Here is a 26,874-nt window from a genome sequence, read left to right on the forward strand (position 1 = left end):
GATTTTTACTGATCCCACCAGATTCGATCGAGTAAGGTTACCTCAGGGACATTGTCCCCGTTTCGGCTAACCTCACTGTCTGGATAGGCTAGACGGCGAATGAAATTTCCGTTTAGATTAGGATTTAGGTTAGCTGGTAGCGTCATATCTTTGTAGCCATAGTCAAATCGTCGGGCATCATTCCAGGTTTCTGGATGAAGGAACATGGCCACCCATTTTTCTTTCATAATATCATCCAAAGTCAAGGAACCTGCGCCCATACTGACACTTTCATCTGCCAAGTAAGCCGCTTTTTCTTCTTCACTTACGCCCAACATATCCATGTGGGCTTCGATACCGGAGAGGTAAGCCTCATAAGCTCGTCCCGGATCAGAGTCCAAGGCTGCCTCGGCTTCGATAAACTTCAGTTCCGCATAGGTGGCAATCAGGATGGGGGATTGTTCCGAGGTGTAGAATTGACCTGGGATCAGGGTAGATCTTGCGCCTTGCTCGGGAGCATCTCCTCGACCGGCACCATTGGGCACACCGATAAATTCCCCATCATCCGTCGTGCCTACCATAAGGGGAAGACGAGGATCCGCTACCGGATAGGAAGTCCCGTCCAATGCCTCGATAAACTGCTCGGAAATCCAGCCTCCTAAAAGCAGGTTTTCATTATTGATCGCCACTTGGGCCCAGGGATTAAAGCGCTGCTCGAAGAAGGTGACTTGGGCATCATCAGCATTGGAAGTGAACCCTCCAGAGACTGCCGCGAGAACTTCGTTGGCATCATAGGAGGAGCTTCCCTTGGTATGAATTAGAAACCGGGCCTTGAGGGAGTTCCCAAACTTGATCCAACTGTCAATATCTCCTGCGAAAATAAAATCATCCCCGCCGATGGAAATGGCAGACTCAGTTTGAAGGTTTGCGATCCCTTGATCCAGTAAACTGATCACTTGATCGTATAGAATCTGATCATCATCGTAAGCTGGGGTTACCGTTTCAAAATTGAAACTTTCTGAGAATGGAACATCGCCAAACAAATCAACGGTCATACCCAAGTTTAAAGCCATCAAAATCTGGCCAGCACCCAAGTAGTGATTGGCACCGGATTCTTCGGATTTGCGGATGATTTCATTGAGATCGGTCATCACATTGTAAAGGTTGAACCAAGTACCGCTAAAGTCCAGCTGATCCATGATATCTGAACCACTGGATGGGTTAGGAGAAGCTAAATACTGGACATAATTGCTCGTAGCACTGCCTGCCCGATAGACATTGAGCGCGGTTTCATAGGTGCTATTGGTCATCAATCCAGAGATAGGAGCATCTTCGGGATTGTTGGGATTTTCGTTGACATCCAAAAAGGACTCACAAGCTGAAGCCATTAAGACAATGGATGCACCTAAAATCGCTGATAGTTTATTTTTAAATTTCATCTTTTTCGTGATTTAGAAGGTTTACAGTCCCAAGTTCAGGGTGAAGAAAACACTTTGTACGCCCGGAAATCCGAGTCCGGTAAACCCTACCGCATTGCCACCGGCACCGGCAGAGAATGATTCCGGATCAAATCCATCCCATGGGGTGTAGAGGATAATGTTGTTTGCCGCTACAGAAAGGCGTGCAGTCCTAAACGGAGTTCGTTTAATCAAATTGGGCTGAAGGTTGTAAGCCAAGGTGATATTTCTCAGTTTGATAAAACTGGCATCGACTACAAAATTTTCTGAGGTCGTCCGGTAATGATTTCTCCAATATCCAGCTCCGTAATCCACACCGTCGGGACCTACACCCTGTCCGAGCCATACTTCCTGATTATTCTGTGATCCATCGGCAAGCACACCCGGAAATACCCGGAAATCATTTCTGGCCAAGGAAGCTTCTTGTTTTCCAAAAGCGGAAAGGAAATTGTCAAACTGGCTATATTGATCTACTCCTGCCCTGAAATCCACGAGGAAGGAAAGTTCAAATCCTTTGTAGTTAAAATCATTTCTCAAACCCCCGAACACTTTTGGAACGGCATTGCCTAAAACCAACTGGTTTCCAGTTCGAACTGGGAATCCATTTGCTCCTATCAACTGAGGAAGGCTTCGGTCCAGTACTTCGGAATCAGGGTCTGCATCGGGTCGTACATAGCTTGATCCATAAATATCACCATAAGGCCGGCCTTCTTTCAAAATCATGGTGACTGTACTTCCCACATAGCCAAACTGTGAACCCACCACGATTTGATCGATTCCTTCCCGGATGGCTACGATTTCGTTTTGGTTGGTGGTGATATTGGCAGTCACATCCCAGCGAAAATCACCACGCTCGATTGGAGTGCCTCCCATGACGATTTCCCAGCCTCGGTTTTCGATTTCACCGGCATTGGTGATGTAGGAAGAAAATCCAGTTGCATCCGAGATCGGAACTGGAATAATCTGATCTTTTGCGTTTGACTTGTAATAAGTGACATCCAAATTAGCTCGGTTATTAAAGAAAGCGAGTTGGGTACCTACTTCCACGGAAGTGGTCTGTTCAGGTCTTAATAGTGGATCCCCAAAGGTGGAGTTTCTCGAAAATCCGACTTGACCATTCAGCGGGAAAATGGATGGAGAGACAAAGGTGGCACCTAGAATGTGCGGGTTGGTGTCTTTACCTACCTGAGCCCATGAGGCTCTGAGTTTTCCAAAAGTCACCCAACTTGGCATTTCCAAATGCTCGCTGAAGGCGTAACTCAAGTTAATGGAAGGATAAAAGAAGGAATTGTTGTCCACAGGAAGGGTGGAGGAAATGTCATTTCGACCGGTGATATTAAGGAAAAGGAAGTTTTTGTAGTCTACCATCAAATCCCCATAGAAACCGACTAACCTTCTCATGCTTTTGCCTTGGGAGGCAAAGATCTGAGTGGTATTATTTAGGTTATAAAAACCTGGAATCACAAAATTGGACCCGGTGGCAGTCACTCGGTCAAATCGCCTTTCGAAGACATCATTTCCCAACCTCAAGCTCGTATTCCAGTCTTCATTCCACTGCTTTTGAAGGGAAATGTAGAAGTTGGAGGTCAAGTCACGACTGTTAATTCGGTTTTCTGATAAGAAACCTGTAGAACTCAGGGCAACTTCTCCGTCAATTCCCATCGGGCCGGGAGTTATTTCTGTTCGGGAGTCAGAGTAATTGTCCATTCCCAATCGATAGGAAAAGGTCAACCAATCGGTCGGGCTATAATTCAAATTGATGTTTCCAATGACACGATTGACATTATCCTCATAGGTCGCAAACCTCGCATCATAGATAGGGTTAGTGTTGGCGTAGGTTTTCATTGTTCCATCTGGATTGATATAGTCACGGACATCTTGAGTTTCTGCCCAATACATCATTCGTTCAAGGAACCGGTCATGAGGCACGCGATTACCTCCCGAGTTGGTGTAGTTCATCGAGCCAGAGAAATTGAATTTCTCATTGACCTTAACTGTACCGGAGAGTTTGGCGCTGGTTCTATCCCAATTGGAGAATGGGATAATCCCTTTTTGATCCAGTCGTCCAATGGAGGTGTAAAACGTGGCGTTTTCGTTTCCGCCAGACACACTTAAGCTATTGTCAAAATTGACGCCCGTATCGAAGGCTCGAGTCCAGTTGTCCTGATAGACATAGTTCGGGTCATTTTCCTCTGCGATATTTGCTCCCCAAGAGGGCCAGAAACTGGAATCATTACGCTCTCCACTGAAGCCTTGACCGTACTCTTCTTGTAGCCTTGGTTTTTTGACCAGTTTATCAAATCCCAAAGAAGAGTTGAAATCAACTCTGATTTCTCCAGATTTTCCTTTTTTGGTGGTAATGATTACAGCGCCATTGGCCGCACGCACACCGTAAAGTGCAGTAGCTGCTGCACCTTTAAGCACAGACATGGACTCGATATCATTTGGGTTGATATCAGCGATTCTGTTTGACATTCCGCGTGGGGTTCCGCCAGATTCGATGGTTGAGTTGTCCACAGGTACACCATCGACTACAAATAGTGGCTGATTGTCTGCAGACGGATCGAGTGAGTTGATTCCTCGGATGATGATTCGGGCGGATTGTCCGGGAGCACCTCCGGAATTGGTGACCTGAACCCCGGCTACTTGTCCCTGAAGAGAATTCACCAAGTTGGGTTGCCGGGACTTGGTGATAGCTTCTGCATCGATACTTTGTGCGGAATACCCCAGAGATTTTTTCTCTTGAGAAATACCGAAAGCAGTGACGATCACTTCATCGAGCTGGGATTCCTCAGTAGCCATGACCACATTAATCGTGTTAGTATTTCCTACTAATATTTCTTGGCTTTCGAATCCGATAAAGGAAAATACCAAGACCGATTCGGAATCCGGTACATTGATAGAATAGTTTCCGTCGATATCCGTGACGGTACCTGTCGAAGTCCCCTGGACTACGATGCTGACACCCGGCAAGGGCTGTCCGTCTTCTTCTGCTGTTACTTTTCCCGATATAGTCTGCTGCGCAAAAAGCGACAAGGAAGTCAGCAAACTCATCAGAAACAGCAAGGTAAACTTGTAGCTGTTTTTCATGTGTTAGAAAGGTTAGAATTTTGAAAATTGGTTTTAAGTAGATTATTCAGGGTATTTGCGGTTTTTTTCGGTTTTATGGAGTTGAATACTGCTGTTTTTGCCATTTTAGGTATTCAGATTCAGGTTTTTGCTTGATTTTAAGTGGTTTTAGCCGAATGTTACGGCTTAGAAATTTGCTTAAAATCCATGGATGAATACATTAATTTTGAATTCATAAGTTAAAACATGCTTAATTTAAAAATAATAAGCGGTTAATTTAAAGAAAGGTGTTCAAAAAAATATCAAATTATTTCAAGTAATGTTTTGGCTCAAATAAAATTTGCTTTTGCTACTTTTTGCCAGAATATATTTTTGTTTAATGCAAAAAGAATGAAAGTTAGGCCAAAAAAAAGAGGCTGTCCGAATAAGAACAGCCTCCATATTTTTTTAAGAAAAAGTTAATTAATCACTTTTTTGATTTCAGTGATGACTTCTTTTCCATTTTCCATCTTGATTTCTTTTTTAACTTCGATTTTCTCTGCTGTGGGTTCGCTATGATTACCTTCAGAAATATGCGGTGCAATCACCAAAGCCACAATAGACATCAGTTTGATCAGGATATTCATTGATGGCCCTGAAGTATCTTTAAATGGATCTCCTACCGTATCACCTGTCACGGATGCTTTATGAGGTTCAGATTTTTTATAATACATCTCGCCATCGATTTCTACTCCTTTTTCGAAGGACTTTTTCGCATTGTCCCAAGCACCACCGGCATTGGACTGGAACATTCCCATCAAAACTCCAGAAACGGTCACACCGGCAAGTAAGCCACCCAAGACTTCAGGCCCAAAAGCGAATCCGACTAAGATCGGCGTGATTAGAGCAATAGCCCCGGGGGCGATCATTTCACGAATCGAAGCTTTGGTAGAGATCTCCACACATTTATCGTACTCTGGTTTGGCTTTGTACTCCATGATTCCGGGGATCTCACGGAACTGACGTCGCACTTCATTGACCATATCCATGGCTGCACGACCTACGGCTGCAATAGCCAAAGAGGAGAAAATAAACGGAATCATCCCTCCGACAAATAGTCCAGCCAAAACGGGAGCCTTATAAATATCAATGGCATCAATACCTGCAATTCCCACAAATGCCGCAAATAAGGCCAGTGATGTCAAAGCAGCAGATGCGATCGCAAATCCTTTACCGGTAGCTGCTGTGGTGTTTCCGACTGCATCCAGAATATCAGTTCTGCCCCGAACCTCTTCGGGAAGCTGACTCATCTCTGCAATCCCTCCGGCATTATCCGCGATCGGTCCGAATGCATCAATCGCCAACTGCATCGCTGTGGTAGCCATCATTCCTGCTGCAGCGATTGCCACACCATAAAGACCTGCAAATTCAAATGCACCATAAATACCGCCCGCCAACACTAAAATGGGAAGTACAGTGGATTCCATTCCTACAGATAATCCCCCGATAATATTGGTAGCGTGGCCTGTAGCTGACTGCTTTACGATCGACATAACCGGACGCTTGCCCATGGCAGTGTAGTATTCGGTAATGATGGACATCAAGGTCCCTACTACCAAGCCTAGGATGATTGCGTAAAACACGTCCATGTTTCCAAACTCATAGCCTCGGATAACCATGGTCTCCGGAAGCATATATTGGACGACAAAAAAGGATGCAATTCCAGTGAATACGATAGAAGACCAGTTTCCTAGGTTAAGGGCTTTCTGCACATCTCCATTGTCATCTTTTACGGTGACAAAGGCCATCCCCATAATGGAGAAGATGATTCCTAATCCGGCAAGTACCATGGGAAGTAAGATCGGTGCCAAACCGCCAAAATTATCCGCAGATTGGATTTCACGTCCCAAAACCATGGTAGCTAGGATAGTAGCCACATAAGATCCGAAAAGATCCGCCCCCATTCCTGCCACGTCACCGACGTTATCGCCTACGTTGTCGGCAATGGTCGCGGGATTTCTCACATCATCTTCGGGAATTCCAGCTTCTACTTTTCCTACCAAATCAGCTCCGACATCGGCAGCTTTCGTATAGATCCCTCCACCTACACGGGCAAAAAGCGCAATGGATTCAGCACCTAGAGAGAATCCAGCGAGAACTTCCAGTGCTTTTTCCATTTCCAAGCCATTGACTCCGGCACCGGCACTGACTACGTACATTTGATAAAAAACGATAAATAATGAACCGAGACCCAAAACAGCAAGTCCAGCTACTCCAAGACCCATCACAGAACCTCCGGTGAAGGAAACTTTCAGCGCTTGCTTCAAGCTAGTTCGGGCAGCTTGTGTAGTTCTGACATTGGCTTTGGTAGCAATATTCATCCCGATATAGCCGGCAAATGCTGAGAATACCGCTCCGATTAAAAAGGAGATGCCAATGATCCAGTCTGAAGTTTCAACTAAAGTGCCTGACCAAGCCAATAAGATGAAGGCTATGATGGCAAAATAGGAGAGGACTTTCCATTCTGCTTTTAGAAATGCCATCGCGCCATCGGCAATATATCCTGCCAATTCCATCATATTTTTGTCACCCGTTTCTTGTTTGGTGACCCAGGCAGACTTGATAGCCATGACTATCAAGCCGATAATTCCCAATGCTGGGACCAAGTAAATTGCCGCTTGTTCCATAGAGTAAATCGTGTACCGTTAATTGTTTGGTTTATTGTTAGTGGGGCAAATATAGAATTTCTCTTTAACCTGCCAACTGAAAAGAATGATCTGATTTTTCATATTCACAATCATTCCTTTGATGATAACTATTAGGCTTTGGAGTCAAAACTCCGATTAATCAAAAATGGGAACTTAATACGTTCAATTTTGGTATTAAATCACTTAGCATTCCGAACATGGAAAACTCCAATTCCAACCTTTATCAACGCGTAAATTCCTATTTGGACTTTTCGATGCTTTTTGCACAGTGGGAAAGACTATCCAACAAAGCTGAACCTGATACTTGTCTCTATCACGATTTGCTCCAAAGAATCAAGGAATTTCCTGATTTGAATCAATTCCCAGTCAATCCTGAGGATCTGAAAAAGCGCGAAAATCGATTGGGATTAGGTTTGATTTTAGGTTCTATTTTTCCGCTTTCTGGACAGGAAGAGCGGAAGATTTTCGGAATTGCCAAACCCTTTGAATTTAATCCGATTTATGCTACTCCGGTTTTTCATGCGCAGTTTTTAGACCAAAAAGGAGAAATTATCATCCCGGAAAATCTGGATCCTGATCGGCTTCATTTCCAGAAAATGCTTTTGGTGTATGAGCTTATTTTAGATCAAATTTATGGGATCAAGATCAATCCGGTGCATCCCCTTGTTTTTAAGGTTTCAGATGAAAACGGAATTACCCGTCATTTTCAGATTCAGTTCACCACCCAATTTGTGAAAGTAGTACCACGAGGACCTTTGCCAGCTATTCAGAGCAAGTCGGAGATCTGCAGTGGAAGTATGCCTAGCAGCTATGATCTCAATCAGTGGATGGAATTGTTGCCTTTGGATCAATTTGATTTTTATGGTTTTATTATAGAGGAAGCGATTGATTTGACTATGGCTCAGTCCGTGGCTCAATTGAATGAAACTGTACTTCGTCAGGAACAGCTATCGGTAGAGGAATTTTTGCATGTGGTGGAGGATTCAGTGAAAAGTCTCCTAAGTAAATCCAATATCAAAGTGGGATTGGCCATTTTGCAGCGAGTCAATGAACGCATGGTTCTTACCGAAAGTCGTTTGGCCTATAGTTTCTTGATCAAAAACCTCTGTACCGGTGGATGTAAGGATACTCTGCAAGGGGTGATTGAATTTCTTTCCCGCGTGAAATCACCGGTATTTCTAAACGACTTGGATCAGATCGATGAGTATTTTCCCATGGGTGAGAAATTTGCTCACCTTGGAGTCAAAGAAATCATACTTTATCCGCTGAAACACAACGGAAATCTGGTGGGCGTCTTGGAGATTTCGGCATTTGAATCACAGAACTTTGATCCATCCATGCTGCTGACCTTGGATTTTTTGGCTCCATCACTTTCGGTGGCTTTGCATCGACAGGCCGAAAACCTCGAAAATCGAATCAAAAGTATTGTGCGGAAAAATTTCACAGCGATCCATCCTGTTGTAGAATGGAAATTTGACGAAATCGCGCTGGACTTTGTGTTGGCCGAAGAAGAAGGAAAACATCCTGAAATCAAGCCTATTTTATTCAAGGACGTTTACCCACTTTATGGGATGATTGATATCAAGGATTCTTCACTGGAGCGAAACAAAGCCATACAAAGTGATTTATTGACCCAATTGGAATTGGCTAAAGGGATTTTGAAAGAGGCAAATACCCTTGATTTTTTGCCTTTGTTGGAAAATATGCTGGATCGGCTGGAGGATTTTCAACAAAAAATCAATTTAATATTAGTGAGTGAAGAGGAGATGCGCTTGGTTGATTTTTTGCAAATAGAATTGACTCCTCTTTTCAGACATTTGAGAAATCAATATCCTGAACTGATCCCTCAAATAGACCATTATTTTGAGCAGCTTGATACGGACTTAAATTTGATTACTCAAAAAAGGAGTGCTTTTGAAAAAAGCATGCGCTTGATAAATGATACTATTGGTAGTTTTTTGGACAAGGAAGAAGTGAAAATCCAGCGGATGTTTCCGCATTACTTTGAGAAATTCAAAACCGATGGGATTGAATACAATATTTATATCGGTCAATCCTTGGTCAAAAATCATCAATATGATGAGATCTATTTGAAAAATCTCAGATTATGGCAACTCCAAACCATGGTGGATTTGGAAGGTATGATTCGACTGCAGGCTGCTGATTTGGATTACCCGCTGAACACAACTCAATTGATTTTGGCTTATTCTCAGCCGATTTCTATCTCGTTTCGACTGGATGAGCGGAAGTTTGACGTGGAGGGGAGCTACAATATTCGCTATGAGGTGATCAAAAAGAGAATCGACAAAGCGCTGATCAAAGACAGTGGTGAACGGTTAAATCAGCCGGGAAAAATAGCGATCGTTTATTCACAGAACCATGATGCGGAGGAGTTTCGCGAGTTTATCCATTTTCTACAGAAAAAAGGCAAACTGGAGTCTCATGTCGAAGACTTGGAACTCGAGGATATGCAGGGTGTGCATGGATTGAAGGCTTTACGGGTAAAGGTGAAAACTGAGCTTTTGGAGCTCAAGGATTCCATTTTTTCAAAATTGATAGCCGAAAGTAAAGAAGGGTAAGGTTTCCTCTTTATTAAATCCTACCGAAAAGACCGTCACAAACTGATTGAGTGGTGCCAGCCAAATCCCCGCACCCGCAGATCGATGCCAAGTATCTGAAGATTCTCCTTGTAGCCAGACTCTCCCAATATCATGAAAACCAATTAGTCCTACCGTGGCAGGTAGGAGATAGGTGTTCAGATTGAAGAGTTGGATTCTGACATCAAAATTATGGTAGGCGACGGCATCTCCATTGAATCGGAAGCGCCGATATCCTCTGAGATTATCCATTCCACCGAGCGTTTGACCTTGGAAAAATCCGTAATTCCCCCAGTTTTTACCATAGCCAAATCGTGTCGCATAGGTGATTTTGGCAGGATAGGAAAATGACCAATACAAGGCCAAAGAGGATTCTAAGCTTGTAATAGTAGAAGCGGATTTCGAAATAGCCCATCGCTGCTTGAATTCGTTGTGAAACAAAAATCCCCGCGAAGGAAGCCTGTCATCATCCCGTTTGTCGTAGTTGAGTTGGGCAAAAAGGCCACCAAAAGTTTTGGGTTCCAACAAAAGATTTTGGTCGATACCGCTTTCCTGGCTGGTGATAAATTTATCCGTATTGTCATCCGCATCAAATCGAAATAACTCTACCAGAGGCCCCATTTGGAAATAACCGGATTCTGCCAGTTTTTTTTGTAGGCCCATCTTAGCCTCATACCAGCTGAAGCGGGTTCGGTAAAATCTCACTTGTTCGCTTCTGTCTTCCAATTCCCCCGAAGGAGCGCCTGTTTCATTTTTAGTGATGAATTGACTTTCATTTCCAAATCCAAAAAAGTTGAATGCATAATCAGGTGCTCGGACATCGCCACTCCAAGTCAGATCCCAATTGCCCAAAACATCGACCGCATGACCTTGGTATCCAATATTGAAGGCTCCTGTTCGGATGGCATAGTTTGCTTTGATCTGCTGCTGGGTTTGATAAGGGGATTTTTTCCAACCCTGTTTTTGCCAGAGAATTCCGCCACCGAGAAAGATTCCGTCGTCTTGATTGTATTCCAGAGAGGCTAGCGGCATCACTTTGTCGTAGGTAAATTCCTTGCGATTATATTCCAGTTGGGCTGGGTTGATGGCCTTTTTGTAAATGGATGACGGGCCTGCAGCTTTTTGGGTAAAGCTTGTTTTTGGCTGATAAATCAACTGGTTTTTTTTCTGTAGTTGAGCTTCGTCTTGGATCACATAAGGATCAATTCCCGGGATAATCCAGACTTTAATTTGACCAGGTCCTTTGCCTTTCAGCAGAAAAACATCTTCTCCCTCCAAGCCATAAAGACGGATTTCCCGCGTTTCGTCTGGCTTAAAAGTCCGGTTGTAATACCGCTGTTTTATTTTTCCAGACTTCGATATTTTCCTAATTTCGACATCAATGGTTCCATCTTCGGCATGCTTGATTTCGAAGCGATCATTTTTTTGACTTCCGGGTATGTCTACCTCTTCGGCCAAAAAATCATAATATTCCAAAGCCTTTTCCTCCAGCCATTCTCTACGATGCATCAGTTTTGCTGCAATTTCCCTTTCATCTAGCTCCCGTACAGAGGCAGGCCAGTCCGAAAACGCCGCGAGGATGTTTTGATCGGTCATTTTTGGGATTATTTCGTCCAGTTCCTCTTTCCAATCACTCCGATCCAAATCATTCAGGAAATTTCGGTCAAAATAGCGGCCATTAAACATGAAGCCATTTACATTTTTGAGTTCATATCCAAAACCTTGAAATTTGGGATTGGCCCATTTTCTTGAGGCAATTTTTGGAAAAACACCTTCGTTGACAAAAAAAGCCTGATCTCGATCCCGAGGCATGGGGAGAAACTCCCACCCGTTTTTCCCTTCACTGCGAACCCATCTCCATTGATCGTCATGCCGATCCCAATCCGCTATCCACAAATCAAAAATCCGAGCTTGAAGTACTGCCCGTTGGTTGACTTGGTCATCATTATCCTTCAGGACAGTTTTGATCATTTTGTCGGTGCTGATGACTTTCGCTTCAGGATCGGCTAAAGGTTGGGTCACTTCACGCTCTTCATACAGAAAAACCTCTCCGCCAAAGTCTTTGCGATAGGGGCCTAGAGCAGGATCGTCTGGCAGAAATACGATTTCAGGATTGGTATGAATAATGTCAAGAGACTCTGCAAGATTGGCCACAGCAATTGCCGCGTAGGGATGAGATGCCGAAATTTGGTCCTGAACGATCTGCCTGGCTATGGTTTTTCGCAAAATAGGGCTTAGGGCATTTTCGGGATATTTATTCACGGAGCGAAGGACAAACTCTTCACCTTCTGAGTTTTCCAATCGTAAGCTTCGGGTTTGCATACCGCCACCTCTTTTTGTGATGGAAAGCCCGCCTTTTTCCTCCAAAAGATCGATGGATCGAAACTGCTGAGGAAGCGCCCAAGTTGCCCGATAATTTTTTCCAAAAAAGAATTGGTGTCCTTTGCCTTTATGATATTGAAGTGAAATGGGTTTGGAACGTTGGATCCTTGCTTTTGGAAGAGTATCTACTTCGGATAAGATAGTCTGGTTTTGATTTCCATCAAGCCAAGTTTCGTACAATAGCTGTTCTTCCTCTGGACTGATAAAACTCAATTTGACTTTTTTATCCCTGTAGAAATCCAAAGCAGCATAACCTTGATTTCCATAGGTGAATTTGGCTGGATTCTTCTTTCGGATTACGGTATGTTTTGCACCGGCGCCACTGACAATGTAGTGAGCGTTTTCCTCTTGGGTATAAAATAATCCATGCTCATGTCCTGAAACTTGGATGACGTGGGGATGTCGCTTGATGAGTTGATCCAAAGATTGAATCATCGCCTGATATTTGGGGTGCGGGATATCCTGTATGTCTCCAAACCAAGTACGGTAGAGCGGAAAAATTGAGCCTAAAACCGGAATCGGAATGTAGAGCTTGGAATTAAGTGCGCGCAAGGGAAATAAGTGATCTTTCCAATCATATCCGCCATTGTGAGGGCCATAGGCTCGCATGGGATGATGCATGGCTAAGATGATAGTTTTATCCTGATTGCTCTGAAAGCCAGCTGACAGCTCAGCAAGGATTTCCTCTTCGGTCTTGTATTCGCAATCGGAGTCTTCTCCTGGCTTTTGGTTTTGATGCAGCCACCACTGACTGTCTATGATCACCAAGACTGTTTCTTCGTCGAGTTTAATCCATTCTGGTCCTGGGCAGGCGTCTGCGGGGATCCATTGTACACGGTCTGCAGGGTAGTTTTCATGGACAAAAGCCTGTGCCCTGAGAATCGCCTCATAGCCACCGGATTTCCCTTTTTCCCAATCGTGATTGCCAGGAATCATCCAGACTTTTTCATTGATTTGACTGAAAATATCCAGTTGTGTTTTCAAAATCAATTCGGATTCAGCTCGATTTTCGGCGGATTTTTTGGGTAATCCCAAAGGGTAAATATTGTCTCCGAGATAAATCAAATAATTGGGGATATCCGACTGGTTTTTGAGTTTTTGACTCAAATCATCAATCACGGGGTGGTTCCCATTTTTCATTTCTCCCGCATCACCGATCAGATAAACTCTAAACTTCAGAGCCTCGGTGGATTGGGCAACTGATTCTTTTACCCCTAGAATCAGGATAAGAACAAACAGAAGATTTTTCATGGCTGATAGGCAAAGATCAACAGATTGGCTCTCCCGTCTCGGGCTTCATTGGAAATGTACAAGGTGCCGTCCGGGGCAAAAGTGATTCCTTCGGGCTGCTTGAAAAGTGAGAGAGGCAAGTGATGAAAATCCAAAAATTCCCCTTGCTGATTCATCACCAGAAGCCAACGATCGGTGGACGAGAGCAAATAGATTTCCCGGGTGATAGGATGGATGGCCGCCGCCGCTGGCTGAACTTTGATTTCTGATAAATCCATCAACGGAAATGCTGCTTGGATTTCACTTCGCTTAAGTATCATGTATGCCTCTATATCAAATTTTTTTTGAACTAAATCAAATCGGTAAACCGATGCTTGAGCGGGGTTTTTGTCCCACTTGCAGACTTTACAAAAAAGCAACAAAGATGGTTCTGTATCTAAGGTCACAATGGCTTCAAAGTCACGTTTTTGATCTAGCGGAAACTCATGGACTTGGGTGGAAAAATTCTCAGTCAAGGGCGCATTTACTTGGTAGAGATTTCCGTTACTTTGCAAGGCATAGGCCGAATCCTGAAAGATGAGTAGATCCTCGATATCCTTGTTTTTTGCAAACTTTTGTTTTTTCAGGATTTTGCCGGATGTCGGATCAACTGAATAAATAATGGAAGATTCATCCTCAATTGCCCAAATTTCATCTTTCCCTATCCAAGCAATGCCTGAGATCTCATCCAAAGTCCCCGGTAATAAGATTTTGTTTACCTGATCTAACTGATACCCATTAGGTAAAGCGTATTTATTTGAAAAATCTAAATTACTAGAGCATTGGGCCAAGATAAACGTAAAAATCAAGGAGAATTTAGCGGAATGCATAGTTATTTTAAAGGAAGTCTTTAACTTTCGTTTGATCAAGTACCAATTCAAGCTAATAAGTGGAAAACCTGCGCGAAAAGTTCGAATCGTGGATTCGGGAAATGTTTCATCAGCGACTGAAAGAAGAAGTATGTTACCATAATTTGGATCATACGCTTTTAATAGTCGAAAAATCAAGAGAAATAGCAGGTTACGAAGGCTTGGAAGGAGAAGAACTCGATGATCTTTTTTTTGCCGCTTGGCTGCATGACACGGGATATTGGGAGGGAAAAGCGGAAGGACATGAGCAGAGAGGGGCCGAGCTGGCGCAATCTTGCCTTAGTGAGTTGGGAATTGCTCAGCAGCGAATCGATCGGATCAAATCGGCTATTCTCGCCACCAAAGTTCCTCAAAATCCCCAGAATCTCTTTGAAAAAATCCTTTGTGATGCGGATATGTATCACTTGAGCACACCGGAATTTTTGACCTATACGATGTGTCTTCGACAGGAAATGGAAAATCTCCATACCGAGAATTGCACTAAGCTGGAATGGCTTAAAAAATCAAGGGAATTCACGCTGTCACATCGCTACCATACTGAGTATGGAAAAAAGCATTTGGAACCACTAAAGCTTAAAAATTTAACCATTTTGGAAAAGGAAATAGAGGAATTGGAGAATCAGAAATTCAAACCTGAAAAAAAAAAGAATAAAAAATCAGATCGTGGAATAGAGACTATGTTTCGGGTTACTTCGACCAATCATTTGGAACTTTCGGCCTTGGCTGACAATAAGGCCAATATCATGATTTCGGTCAACTCGATCATTATTTCCATCGTAGTGACAGTTTTGATCCGAAAGCTGGAGGAGTTTCCAAACTATACCATTCCTGCAATTTTGCTGATATCCACCTGCTTGGGAGCGATGATTTTTGCGATTTTGGCCACGAGACCAAAGGTTACCAAAGGGCTGATTACCAAAGAGAATATTGAAAAAAAACAAGGGAACCTGCTGTATTTTGGCAATTTTCATCAAATGTCCATAGAGGACTATTCGGCGGGTATCCGTGAGTTGATGGAGGATAGTGACTACCTCTATGGGACCATGACCCGTGATATTTATTTTTTGGGAAAGGTATTGGCTAAAAAGTATAAGCTCCTAAGAAAAAGCTATACGGTTTTTATGTTTGGCTTTGTGGTTTCGGTTTTGTCTTTTCTCATTGCTACCTTGTTTTTTGATCCGTTTACGTATTAGTAATTGATCCCTTTCAAGAATTTTTCGGCATTTTGAGGGATCTGATAGGGAGAATTAGGATTAAAATGATTCCATACTTCATGGGAGACTTTTCGACTCAGTTTCCAGGCTTCATTGTCATATTCCCAGCTTTCGTCCTCATTATTTTTGGTAAAAAAGGAGAGGACGTAATCTCCCGCAGGAGAATTGACTAAGAGAACCTCTGAGCGGGAAGCATTGACCATGCCTTGCTTGGAAAGCACATTGATAGTTGGCGGGATTTGAGAGAGGGCATATTCGGTGTAGTAGCTATTGGAAAGCAACCGAGTCATCTGTTCAGAACTACTCCGACCAAAAATTGTCCCTTTATAAATTCCTTCCAGCAATTGAGCCATTTCCTTCGGAGTGGTTTGTCCCCAACCATAAATTTCCCAATCCTTCTCACGACCCGGGGTACGGCTATTGATCCGAGTGTGTTGAACGCCCCATTTTTCCAAAAGCGGATTGATAGATTCCCCACCTCCGGCCAAACCTTGAAGCCAAAGCGAAGTCGTATTGTCAGAATAACTCAGCATCAGGGCAACCAAAGTTCTCAAATCGGTTTGGGTGGAGTCATTGAAAAACTGCATCAAGCCAGAGCCCCCATATTTGATCGAATCCCGGTAGATTAGGGATTGATGAAATTGCAGTTCTTCCTTTTCGATCTTTTCAAAAATCCCAAGTAGAATGGGGATTTTCACTATACTGGCTGTTGGGAAAATGCTGTCTGAGTTGATTTGGGCGGATTCTTGGGTGTTGAGATTTTTGACATAGATGCCAAGTTCCCCCTTGAAATCTCTTGCTATTAATTCAAGTTTTTGCTGAAGTGAACTGCCTTCCTGCGAAAAGCCAAGCCTAATCATTCCCAGAAAAGCCAAAAGAAGTAGTGGAAAGTTGCGCATAAGTTTAAGAGCTGTTAATTTCAATTATCGAGATAAATGTAAAAATCTATGACTAAGCTCCATCAGGATAAAAGAGAAGATTTTTTAAATCAAACAGAAAAAGACTTAGGAAAGGACCCGATTTTACTTGCCTTGTGGCATGATGCTAAGGGAGACTGGGATGCTGCACATGCTCAGGTTGATCAGTTGAGTGGAAAAGACGCGGCAAGGATACATGCTTATCTGCATCGCAAGGAAGGAGATCAGTGGAATGCCGATTACTGGTATCGGAGATCTGGAGAGTCTAGACCCGATTTGAGTTTGGAACAGGAATGGGAAGTTCTCTTACAGCAGTATTGGGATAGTAAGTAACAATTGAAAATCGGACTAGTTATCATGTCATGATACGTTTAGGAATAATCGGTTTGGTGTTAGTTACATGGATTTTACAAGCAGAACAAGGTATGGAGTTAAAGGATTTTCGCTGGGAAAACCGGGTGTTGATTTTGAGAGATGTCCAACTTGGGGAAATAAATGAAGATGATTTTAAGGAGCGAAAGTTGGTCTATGTTCAGTTTTTAAGCGATACGCTATCAGCCACCAATTTTGAAGGGGAAATAGAGCCCGAATCATTTAAGGAATTCTTGGATATCCGACCAACAGAAAATTGGTTTTTGATTGGCTTGGATGGAGGCTTGAAAAGTAAAGGTTCAAAGTTGCCGAAGATTAGCGATATTTTCAGAATTATCGACGCCATGCCTATGCGTCAATCGGAGATGCGAAAGGGTAAAAAAGACGGAAAATTTTAAAAATGATAAGAAATACCCCCAAAAATACCCAGAACTGGGTATTTTTTGGCACTTTTTGAAGTAGTATTTTTGAGATAAATCTTTATCCCTTTTTCTATGAAATTCTTTTACCTATCCTCGGTAGCCAACGAAGCAGGCAAGTTTGAAGTGCACCATCGAGATTGCGAATTGATTCCGGATGCTATTGATCGGGATTATTTGGGTCCTTTTAACAATGGAGCAGAGGCGATGCGAAAAGCCAAAAATTTGAATCCAGAATCCTGCCTTTGTCCTTCTTGTTGCAGTAATATGACCCAATCTGTTTTTTTTAAATGTAAAAATGATTAGCTGAGATTCAGGAAATTATCCTGAATTGCGGTTAAAAATTCGGATTCTTTATTTTATCAACAGGTAAAATTAATAGATTTGCAATCCAATCGGGGTGTGGCGCAGTCCGGTTAGCGTACACGTCTGGGGGGCGTGAGGTCGCAGGTTCAAATCCTGTCACCCCGACAAAATAGGATTTTAAAGAAAATCAAAACTCTGTAAATAGCTGATTTACAGAGTTTTTTGATTTTAAGGAATTTCAAAAAACATCAAAAAATATCACTATTACGTGAGCAATTCCGTGAGTCGGAGAACTAAAAGTATCGACAGTTCACGATTCACTAAGAAATTGTGAGTAAAACGAAGGTTTAAATATGATAATGTTATAGTTTTAACGAATTTTAACATTTCATTCACCGGTTTTGCACCGATCTAGCCTCTTTAAAAATGGAATCTGGATTCAAAAGTTTTTGAAATCCGGTGTTCTTAATTTCTAGGCTTTATTCTCACTTCTAATTCTATTGAGTCTGGTTAAACTACTGAAAAACAGTGGTTAATAAATTTTACTTTCAAAAATTTAAAATCAGACCAATGAGCAATTCAAAAACACTTGGGATTCGATTCATCAGCAGGAATTCAAAATCAAACTTGGGTCGGGTAAACCTATTTATTAGGATAACTGTAGATGGGAATATGACAGAAATGAGTTTGAAAAAATCTGTCAAGAAATCCTCCTGGGATAATGTCAGGGGAATATCAAAAGGCTCAACTACCGAAAGCAAGGATCTTAATTTTTTCCTTGAGAGACTAAGATCTCTTGTTGTAAATAAGTACCATGAATTACTGCTTAGTAATAAGCCATTTTCGGTGGAGGATCTGAAAGATTTGGTTTTGGGGAAAGAAGAAAGTGAATTATCGCTAAAGGGATTGATTGATTATCATCAGGAGGTAATGACTTCCGTTTTGAAGCCTGGCACACTAAAGAACTACGAAACTTCCAAGAAATATATCCTGTCATTTCTTCAAAAGAAGTTGAAGAAGGAAGACTTGACTTTACGTTCAGTTGACTACAAAATCATTCTTGATTTTGAGAACTTTTTAAGAAAACGTAAGCCAACCGATCACCAGCGCCCTTTGACCAACAACGGACTGCTTAAGCATATGGAACGGTTTAAGAAGATTCTGAATCTTGCCGTTAAAATGGATTTACTTGAAAAAAATCCCTTCGATAAATATCAGTTCAAATTTCATCGGTTTGAACGTGATGTTTTAAATGAAAAGGAACTCTTGATTCTTGAAGAAAAGAGATTCAAAAATGCCAGAATGGATTTGGTAAGGGATCTATTTGTGTTTTCCTGCTATACCGGTTTATCCTATATAGATGTGGCAAATCTAAGGCATGAGAATATTGTATTGGGTGAGGACGATGAATTGTGGATCAGCACTGAAAGAAACAAGACCATGCTACCCGTTAAGGTTCCTTTGCTGCCAAAAGCATCCTTTATTCTTGAGAAATATGCGAATGATCCAAGAGCTGAGGTGAAGAATATCATGCTCCCTGTTCTTTCCAACCAAAAGTTGAACTCTTATCTAAAAGAGATCGCCGATGTGTGTGGAATTGAAAAAAATCTGAGTTTCCATGTTGCCAGACACACATTTGCCACAACTGTAACCCTTCAAAACGGTGTTCCTATAGAATCGGTAAGCAAAATGCTGGGGCATAATAAAATCTCAACGACTCAAATCTATGCTCGGGTCATGGAAGTGAAACTTAGAGAGGATATGAATCTTCTAAAGGAAAGGCTCAAAATGAAAGCAGGAAAAAAAGGTTTTCGCAGATAAATGGGTTATTTGGGATCATTTTAAAGTTTGAGGTGACCTTCAAAAACTTGAATTATAGATTTCTCAATCCACTTTCCTTCATCCGTTCCTCCTTCAGTAAAGAGGATTGTAAGTAAGCTGATTGTTTCAGCCGTTGCCCTGAATCCTTGTGTGTTTTTTTAATGTGGATTCAGGGCAACCGCTTTTCGATTTTTTGAAAAAATAGGGGAGAAGGTGCCCTTGAATTCCGGAATAAGTTAGTCCTTTATCCTCCGGGCGGCCAAGAGCTTCCGGCATAAAGCTCTCGCTCAAACCTCAGCTGGTTTATTCCATTTCCTCTTGGCCTTGGTCGGAACAGGGCAGGGGTCATTCCATAATTCATGTTTCACCAAAACGAAAAAATTATGGAAACGGTAAATCAATTAATCAACCTGAATGAAGTGGCTGAAATCACATTGGCCTACCGACACAAACTGAAAGTAAGCCAACTGCCTAAAGTCAGATGTTAGAGAGAGGTGTATGAATTATTGCTTGATTTTGGGATATAGATTCCTAGAATATACAAAGCTGTTTGAGTAGAATTGTTAGTGTTCAACTTGATAGGAAAAATATTTTTTTAAATAATCAATTTTTTTTAAAATATTTTGGGGTCATTTTAACATTTCACCTCCTCTTTATTAAGGAAGGCTGGATAAACCCAATGCTTAAATGAACAATAACCCAAAAATTCCAAATATTGAACATGTTCCAATATATCCACCAGGACATTCGGAATCAATCAAAGTGTATGAAAGTAAGTCCGATTTGGATATCTGGAATGCCTTTAATAACGGGGATGAAAATGCATTCAATTATATCTACAGGATGTATGTGGCAATATTGTTTAAATACGGTTGTCAAATGTATAAGGACCAAAATCATGTTCAGGATTGTATTCAGAACATTTTTATAGATCTGCGGAGAAAAAGAGGGAACCTCAGCGAGGTGCAATCTATCAAATCCTACCTGTTTAAAATCCTATACCGAGAACTGATCCGAAAAACTAAGAAAGAAATTGAGACTGTCAATCACAGTCTGGAAAAAATGAGCCAATCTTTTTCAATTGAATTTTCTCAGGAGACAAAAATCATCGATCTGGAAAACCAAGAAGAGAAAAGCTATCGGATCCAAACTGCTTTAAATAAACTCACCTGCCGACAACGGCAAGCTATTTTGCTACTCTATGAAGAAGGTATGAGTTATAAGGAAATCATGGTAGCCATGGAATTAAATGAGGTGAAATCAGCCAGGAAAGTGATTTACCGAGCTTTGGCCACCTTAAAATCACTACTTATTAAGAATTAGAAACAACCATTAAATGGCTTTAATATCCATCACTTTTATGAAATATCAAGATTACGATATAGCAAATTTTATTACGGATGAGTTTTTCATACAGTGGGTAAAAAACCCGAATGAAAACAATAATCATTTTTGGGAAAAATGGTTAGCTCAGCATCCAGAAAAAAGAGCATTAGTATATGAATCCGCAAGTTTGATTCGCTCGGTTAGATATGGCTATAATCCAGATTTTTCAGATCAAATGTATGTTGAGACTTTTGAACAGATTCTCAAAGCTGAAACTGAATTAAATCATGCAAAACCTATAAGGGTCGCTACAATAACTCCTACCCCGAAAGGGAATTTCTTCTCGTTTTTTCCAATAAGAAATATAGCAGCTACCCTACTGATTTTATTTTGTCTTTGGGCTCAATATGAGGCTTTTCAGTACAATCCTCAATCTTTGGAAAAGACAAATATCCCCATGATTACCCGGTTCAATCCGGCTGGGCAGAAATCCATTATAGATCTTCCAGATGGTACTAAAATCCATCTGAATTCAGAAAGTGTTATCGAATTCCCCCAGAAATTTTCAGATGATCTCCGACTGGTAAGTTTGAAAGGGGAGGCATTTTTTGAAGTGAAAAAAGAGACTAGACCATTTTTGGTTGAAAGCGGAAATGCCAAAATTCATGTATTGGGTACTTCCTTCAATGTCAAGCAAAAAAACAATGAGCCCCTATATGTGGCCTTGGTTACAGGCAAGGTCAGAGTTAATGCCGGAAACGGAGATCAAGTGACCTTAGATCCTGATGAAATGCTCGTCATGGAAAAAGGAGGAGAATTTTACAAAAGAAAGTTCGATCCTTTAAGTGAGCTAGGTTGGAAAGACAATTACCTGATATTTAAAAATACCATTTTTTCTGATGTTATCGATAAGCTGGAAAATTGGTATGGTGTCAAAATAGTAGTGAAAGGGCATATAGATCCGAAATGGACATATTCAGGAGTCTATAAAGGTGAGAAGTTGGAAAATGTACTACGAGGTATTTGTATGACTTCAGGTATGAACTACAAAATAGATAAAAGAAATATAACAATAACCAACCCAAAATAATATGAAAAACCTAAACATAAATACCAGCTAAAAAATAAGGCAGGAACTGTTCTTGGCGGAACAGACTCCTGCCCGTAAAAATGCCTCTTTCAAATTGAGATCCGATGGAGGCATTGGTCCAAGTATTTCAACACTAAAACCACTTAAACTTATGGAAAATAATTTACGAAGACAACTGATTATGCTGTCAAAACGATTAATCTATGCATTCCTGATACAGCTTTTTTTCTGTACTGTCATATTAGCGAACTCAGGAAATGCTCAAAGAAAAAATATTGAGAAAGTGAAGATTTCCATGAAATTACAGGAAAAATCACTGGCTGAGTTTTTTAATCAGGTGGAGTCCAAAACGGATTTTAAATTTACTTATACTGATAATTTAGTTGATTTAAGGCAATCCATTACGGTGGTGGAAAATAATATTTCTCTTTACGATGTTTTGGTAGCGGTCTCCATGCAGACCAATTTGAACTTTGTCCAGGTTAATGAGAATATCCATGTAAAAGTCAAAAAAGAAAACTTAAAAGATAAAGCCGTCGAAGTTGACCAAAATGCAGATATTAATGTACGTGGGGTAGTAAAAGATGGTACTGGGCAGCCTCTTCCTGGGGTAACGGTTTTGGTGAAGGGAACTACAATTGGTACTGTTACAGAATTAGATGGAAGTTACACATTGACTGCCCCAGAGGGAGCTGTTTTGGTTTTTTCCTTTGTCGGATATGTAGTCCAGGAAGTGAGTATTGGAAATCAGTCTGTAATTGATGTGACTTTAAATGAGGATGAAACTTCTTTGGATGAGGTAGTTGTAGTGGGATATGGTACTCAGGATAGACGGTTAGTCACAGGAGCTATTTCCTCAATTAAAAGTGAGGAAATAAATCTTTTACCATTAGCATCATTCGATCAGGCAATGCAAGGAAGAATAGCTGGTGTGCAAGTTTCCCAATCTTCAGGTGCACCGGGAGGTGCTGTGACGGTAAGGGTTAGAGGGTTTGGTTCCATTTCAGCAAGTAATGAACCACTCTATGTAATTGATGGATTTCCTTTTGATGCACAAGCCAATCAGGGTAATACTGGTTTTAGTGCTTCTCAATTCTCTATAAATCCATTATCTACTATTGATCCAAATGACATTGAATCAATAGATGTATTGAAAGATGCTGCGGCTGCAGCAATCTATGGTTCTAGAGGAGCAAACGGAGTAATAATCATCACTACTAAAAAAGGGAAGAAAGGAAGTCCAATCATAGATTTTGGTCATTATACAGGTTGGCAGACAGCAACAAATCTCCCTCCTCTTATGAATGCAAGGGAATATAATGAGATGATGGTAGAAGCCCGGAATTGGGCTTGGGTAGATGGTAATCCTTCAGAAAGATCATTTAATGATCCTGATGATATCCGGCCAGGTAATCTAAGGGTGTCACCATTTTTGCAAGACCCTATAGCTGACACAGATTGGCTGGATGAAATTTTTAGGACTTCAATGATGAGCAACTATAATTTATCCATCCGGGGTGGAAGCGATAATATTAATTATGCCATTTCGGGTGGTTTCTTTAATCAGGATGGTATTATTGAAAGTTCTGGTTTTAAAAGATTTAACCTTAGGGCTAATGTTGAAGTAAAGGCAACTGAGAGATTAAAAATCGGATTTAATTTTTCTCCCTCCTTATCGATGCACGACAGGGTGAGGACTGAGGCCACAGGTAATTTTGTTCAGGGCAGTGTAATCCATACTGCCATCTCTGCGAGACCTTCCTTTCCTGTGTATAATGAAGATGGGAGTTTATTCAATCATAGAGCAGGTGGGACACCTCCTTTTCTTTCAAACCCCTTATTTGTAACGAATGAATTAAGTGAAGATTTGGAAATTCAGCGGTTATTTACCAATGTTTATGGAGAGGGTAAAATAACGGATGACATTACAATAAAAGTGCTTCTTGGTACGGATATCAATAATGTAACCAACCTACAATTTGTCCCAAGATCTCCAAATTGGCCACCTTTTGAAGCACAGGTGGGCAGAGCATATTCCTTCCAGTCACAATCTTTATCGTGGCTTAATGAAAATACGATTACCTACAATAAGAAAATCAATGATCACGAATTCTCAATATTGGGTGGATTTACATTACAGGAGTTTAAGATTAACAGGATGGATGCATCCAGTCAAAATTTCGCCAATAATGCCGTTGAAACAATTGGGGCAGGAACTGTAATCACAAGCGCCTCTCAAAGGAATGAGGAATGGAGTTTGGTTAGTTATCTAGCAAGGACTACTTATAACTATAAGGATAAATATCTATTTACTGGTACTGTTCGTACGGATGGGTCTTCCAGGTTTGGTACAAATACAAAGTATGGGTTTTTCCCAAGTGTTTCACTGGGTTGGAGATTTACTGAAGAATCTTTCCTACCTGAAAACGATATCCTGTCTGATGGTAAATTTAGATTCAGTTATGGTATTTCAGGAAACAATACTATCGGAAACTATTCGAGATTTGCATTGCTGGGTAATACCAGATATGTATTGGGGCCAAATCAACAAGTGGTTGCAGGTCTTTCGCCTTCAAGTATTGCCAATGATGATTTAGGATGGGAAACATCCGAGCAATTTAATATCGGAACAGATCTTTTTTTCGCAAACAACAGAATCGGTCTTCTGGCTGACTTTTATGTGAAAAACACAAAAGATTTACTGTTAAACGTTCCTGTTCCAGTGGCCACTGGGTTTACAAATGCCATATCTAATGTTGGAGAAGTTAGAAACTGGGGCTGGGAGTTTATGTTAAACACAGTAAATTTTGATAGTAAATTCCGCTGGACAACTGATTTCAACGTTTCATTTAACAAGAACGAAATTGTCAGTCTAGGAGGAGCAGGTGAAGGAGGGGTATTATTCCTTGAACCACCTATTTTTGGAATTGGACAAATACTTAAAAATGCTGAGGGACAGCCATTCAGTCAACTGTTCGGTTTTAAAACTGACGGTATTTTCCAAGATGATGAGGATGTGGCTACAAATGGAGAAGCACAGCCCTTCGCTAGGCCCGGTGATATAAAATTTGTTGATATTAACGGTGATGGTAATATTGATGCCGGTGATAGAACAGTGATTGGCAACCCTCTTCCAGACTTTTTTTATGGAATTAACAACCAGTTTTCATATGGCAATCTCGAGTTAGTTGTTTTCTTACAAGGGGTTCATGGGGGTGATATCCTTAATGTTAATAAACAATCCGGGGGTAGTTTAGGTGGTACAACAAATCAGCTTAAAGAAGCAACTGACAGATGGAGGTCAATAGATGATCCAGGAAATGGATTCTACCCCAGAGCCAATTTTAGTGACAGGAATGGCAATTCAAGAATATCTGACAGATGGATTGAGGATGGTTCCTTTTTAAGAATAAAAAATGTAACAATTGCTTACAATTTTTCGCCGACATTCTTAAAACGAATCAAAATTAAAAATGCCAGGATCTATGCCCAAGGAACCAATCTACTCACTATCACAAAATATTCCGGATTTGACCCCGAAGTCTCCTTCAGTAGCAATAATCCCTTATTGCAAGGTATAGATTGGTCTGTTTATCCGTTAAACAGGAACTTTACTGTAGGTGTTAATTTATCATTTTAAACATATCAATAATGAAAAAGATATATAATTTAATTGCTTTCGGACTATTGACATTAAGTTTGGGCTGTGACGATTTTCTTGATAAAAGTCCTACGTTTCAGGAAAATTCGGCTAATTTTTACGTTACAGAAACAGACTTTGTAATTGCTTTAATGGGTGCTTATGATGGTTTACAACAAGTTTATAATACCAATAATGCAGGTGGTTTATGGGTATTTACTGATTTGCGTACTGATATTGCCGAAGTTCGAAGTACAGCAGGTGCTAATTGGGATGCCTATTCAGATTTTATTTTGTTTTCTAACAACCTACATCTGGAAACCCACTGGAATAGAAGTTTTAATGTTATTTATCGTTCCAATGTAATTTTAGAAAGGGTTTTAACTGCAGAATTATCTGATGTTCAAAAAAGTAATATTGAAGCAGAAGCAAGGTTCATACGAGGGCTTGTTTATTTTGATCTGGTAAGATTATTCGGGGAAGTTCCACTTGTTTCAAGACCTGTCAGTATTACTGAATCATATGATATTTTGCGAGAATCTACGGATAATGTTTATGCTCAAATTATTGAGGATTTAGAGTTCGCTTCTTTGTTTTTACCTGATGCAAGAACAGGTAATCAGCAAGGTCTTGCAATCAAATCTGCAGCAGTTGGTTTGCTTGCAAAAGTATATTTAACTCGTGGTGATTACCAAAAGTCAAGTGAGTTATGTAAACAAATTATTGATTCAGGTAATTTCAGATTGCTTGACTCTTATGAAGAGGTATTTAGTTTATCATTCCCTAATCAAGAAAATATTTTTGAGATTCAATATGCTTCAAATTCAAACAATGAAGGAAGTAGATTTTTTCAAGTATTTATGCCTCAAGGCACATTGAATGGTCAAGGGCAAGGATATTGCGTACCTACCCAACATTTTGCAGATAGTTTTGAACAAGGTGATTTAAGGAAAGACTTTATAATTATCAGTGATTTACCGGGTTCAATGTTTCCTGGTACCATGGGATCATATAAATATAGAGACCCAAGTGCGGGCGTTGCAGACGGAGGAAATAACTGGATAGTCCTTCGATATGCTGATGTTTTATTGATGTACGCTGAAGCAATAAATAAGATTGAATTTGGAAATCCTGCTGCATTTAATGCATTAAATGAAGTCAGGAACAGAGCAGGTTTGAGCAGTTTATCAACGCAGGAACTGCCTAATCAAACTTCATTTGATCTTGCTGTAGAAAATGAAAGAAAAATTGAACTTTCGTTTGAAGGTCACAGGTGGTTTGATTTAGTAAGAAGGAATAGGTTTTTGGAAGTGATGAACAATGAGTATAACCATCCTTCAAATGTTATAGTGACTGAAGCATATAACCTTTATCCTATTCCCCTATCGGTGATTAATACCAATTCACGGATCACACAGAATCCTGGTTATGACTTTTAGATAACAACTTCATATAGATAG

At 40.9% G+C, this 26,874-nt stretch carries 16 protein-coding genes and 1 tRNA gene; 11 read left to right on the plus strand and 6 right to left on the minus strand.

Annotated elements, in window-relative coordinates:
- Positions 1–5: 5 nt before the first annotated feature.
- The 3 genes from BM043_RS08345 to BM043_RS08355 form a co-directional block, all read right to left on the minus strand.
- Positions 6–1,418, minus strand: coding sequence for a SusD/RagB family nutrient-binding outer membrane lipoprotein (locus BM043_RS08345; RefSeq protein WP_092790663.1), 1,413 nt, complete (start codon positions 1,416–1,418; stop codon positions 6–8).
- Between the two features lie 21 nt (positions 1,419–1,439).
- A complete protein-coding gene (locus BM043_RS08350) occupies positions 1,440–4,526 on the minus strand; it encodes a SusC/RagA family TonB-linked outer membrane protein (protein WP_092790665.1) in 3,087 nt (1,028 codons plus the stop codon).
- 437 nt (positions 4,527–4,963) lie between these two features.
- On the minus strand, positions 4,964–7,171 hold the full coding sequence (locus BM043_RS08355; RefSeq protein WP_092790667.1) for a sodium-translocating pyrophosphatase: 2,208 nt from the start codon (positions 7,169–7,171) through the stop codon (positions 4,964–4,966).
- A gap of 218 nt (positions 7,172–7,389) precedes the next feature.
- On the opposite strand from BM043_RS08355, the gene BM043_RS08360 reads away from it, so the two are divergent.
- Positions 7,390–9,771, plus strand: a complete 2,382-nt coding sequence (locus tag BM043_RS08360; RefSeq protein ID WP_092790669.1) for a GAF domain-containing protein — start codon at positions 7,390–7,392, stop codon at positions 9,769–9,771.
- Here the strand turns inward: BM043_RS08360 and BM043_RS08365 are convergent.
- Both BM043_RS08365 and BM043_RS08370 read right to left on the minus strand, forming a co-directional pair.
- Complete coding sequence (locus BM043_RS08365; RefSeq protein ID WP_092790671.1) at positions 9,739–13,422, minus strand: BamA/TamA family outer membrane protein; 3,684 nt, start codon at positions 13,420–13,422, stop codon at positions 9,739–9,741. The two genes, BM043_RS08360 and BM043_RS08365, sit on opposite strands and share 33 nt — an antisense overlap.
- Positions 13,419–14,270, minus strand: a complete 852-nt coding sequence (locus BM043_RS08370) for an SdiA-regulated domain-containing protein (RefSeq protein ID WP_092790673.1) — start codon at positions 14,268–14,270, stop codon at positions 13,419–13,421. Before BM043_RS08370 ends, BM043_RS08365 begins: the two co-directional genes overlap by 4 nt.
- Before the next feature lie 59 nt (positions 14,271–14,329).
- On the opposite strand from BM043_RS08370, the gene BM043_RS08375 reads away from it, so the two are divergent.
- Positions 14,330–15,502, plus strand: coding sequence for a Pycsar system effector family protein (locus tag BM043_RS08375; protein ID WP_092790675.1), 1,173 nt, complete (start codon positions 14,330–14,332; stop codon positions 15,500–15,502).
- Here the strand turns inward: BM043_RS08375 and BM043_RS08380 are convergent.
- Positions 15,499–16,422 carry a serine hydrolase gene (locus BM043_RS08380; RefSeq protein WP_092790677.1) on the minus strand — a complete coding sequence of 308 codons (924 nt, stop codon included), beginning with the start codon at positions 16,420–16,422 and terminating at the stop codon, positions 15,499–15,501. The genes BM043_RS08375 and BM043_RS08380 overlap by 4 nt on opposite strands.
- Before the next feature lie 48 nt (positions 16,423–16,470).
- Between BM043_RS08380 and BM043_RS08385 the strand changes: the two genes are divergently transcribed.
- The 9 genes from BM043_RS08385 to BM043_RS08425 all read left to right on the plus strand — a co-directional run bounded on the left by BM043_RS08385 (position 16,471) and on the right by BM043_RS08425 (position 26,853).
- Positions 16,471–16,773 (plus strand): hypothetical protein, encoded by a 303-nt coding sequence (locus tag BM043_RS08385; RefSeq protein ID WP_092790678.1) that lies wholly within the window; start codon positions 16,471–16,473, stop codon positions 16,771–16,773.
- A gap of 29 nt (positions 16,774–16,802) precedes the next feature.
- Positions 16,803–17,210: a DUF4174 domain-containing protein gene (locus BM043_RS08390; RefSeq protein ID WP_092790680.1), complete on the plus strand. Its 408-nt coding sequence runs from the start codon at positions 16,803–16,805 to the stop codon at positions 17,208–17,210.
- Between the two features lie 96 nt (positions 17,211–17,306).
- The gene (locus BM043_RS08395; RefSeq protein WP_092790682.1) at positions 17,307–17,537 is read left to right on the plus strand and encodes a hypothetical protein; all 231 of its coding nucleotides are present in this window, start codon (positions 17,307–17,309) and stop codon (positions 17,535–17,537) included.
- A 90-nt stretch (positions 17,538–17,627) separates the two neighbouring features.
- A tRNA-Pro gene (locus BM043_RS08400) sits at positions 17,628–17,702 on the plus strand.
- 405 nt (positions 17,703–18,107) lie between these two features.
- Positions 18,108–19,358, plus strand: coding sequence for a site-specific integrase (locus tag BM043_RS08405; protein WP_092790683.1), 1,251 nt, complete (start codon positions 18,108–18,110; stop codon positions 19,356–19,358).
- Positions 19,359–20,045: 687 nt separating this feature from the next.
- Positions 20,046–20,681 (plus strand): RNA polymerase sigma factor, encoded by a 636-nt coding sequence (locus BM043_RS08410; protein WP_092790685.1) that lies wholly within the window; start codon positions 20,046–20,048, stop codon positions 20,679–20,681.
- Between the two features lie 13 nt (positions 20,682–20,694).
- Positions 20,695–21,774 (plus strand): FecR family protein, encoded by a 1,080-nt coding sequence (locus BM043_RS08415; protein ID WP_245752992.1) that lies wholly within the window; start codon positions 20,695–20,697, stop codon positions 21,772–21,774.
- Between the two features lie 151 nt (positions 21,775–21,925).
- Positions 21,926–25,414 carry a SusC/RagA family TonB-linked outer membrane protein gene (locus tag BM043_RS08420; RefSeq protein ID WP_092790688.1) on the plus strand — a complete coding sequence of 1,163 codons (3,489 nt, stop codon included), beginning with the start codon at positions 21,926–21,928 and terminating at the stop codon, positions 25,412–25,414.
- 11 nt (positions 25,415–25,425) lie between these two features.
- Positions 25,426–26,853 (plus strand): RagB/SusD family nutrient uptake outer membrane protein, encoded by a 1,428-nt coding sequence (locus BM043_RS08425; protein WP_092790690.1) that lies wholly within the window; start codon positions 25,426–25,428, stop codon positions 26,851–26,853.
- Positions 26,854–26,874 lie beyond the last annotated feature (21 nt).

Source organism: Algoriphagus hitonicola (genome assembly GCF_900113375.1).
Lineage (GTDB): Bacteria > Bacteroidota > Bacteroidia > Cytophagales > Cyclobacteriaceae > Algoriphagus > Algoriphagus hitonicola.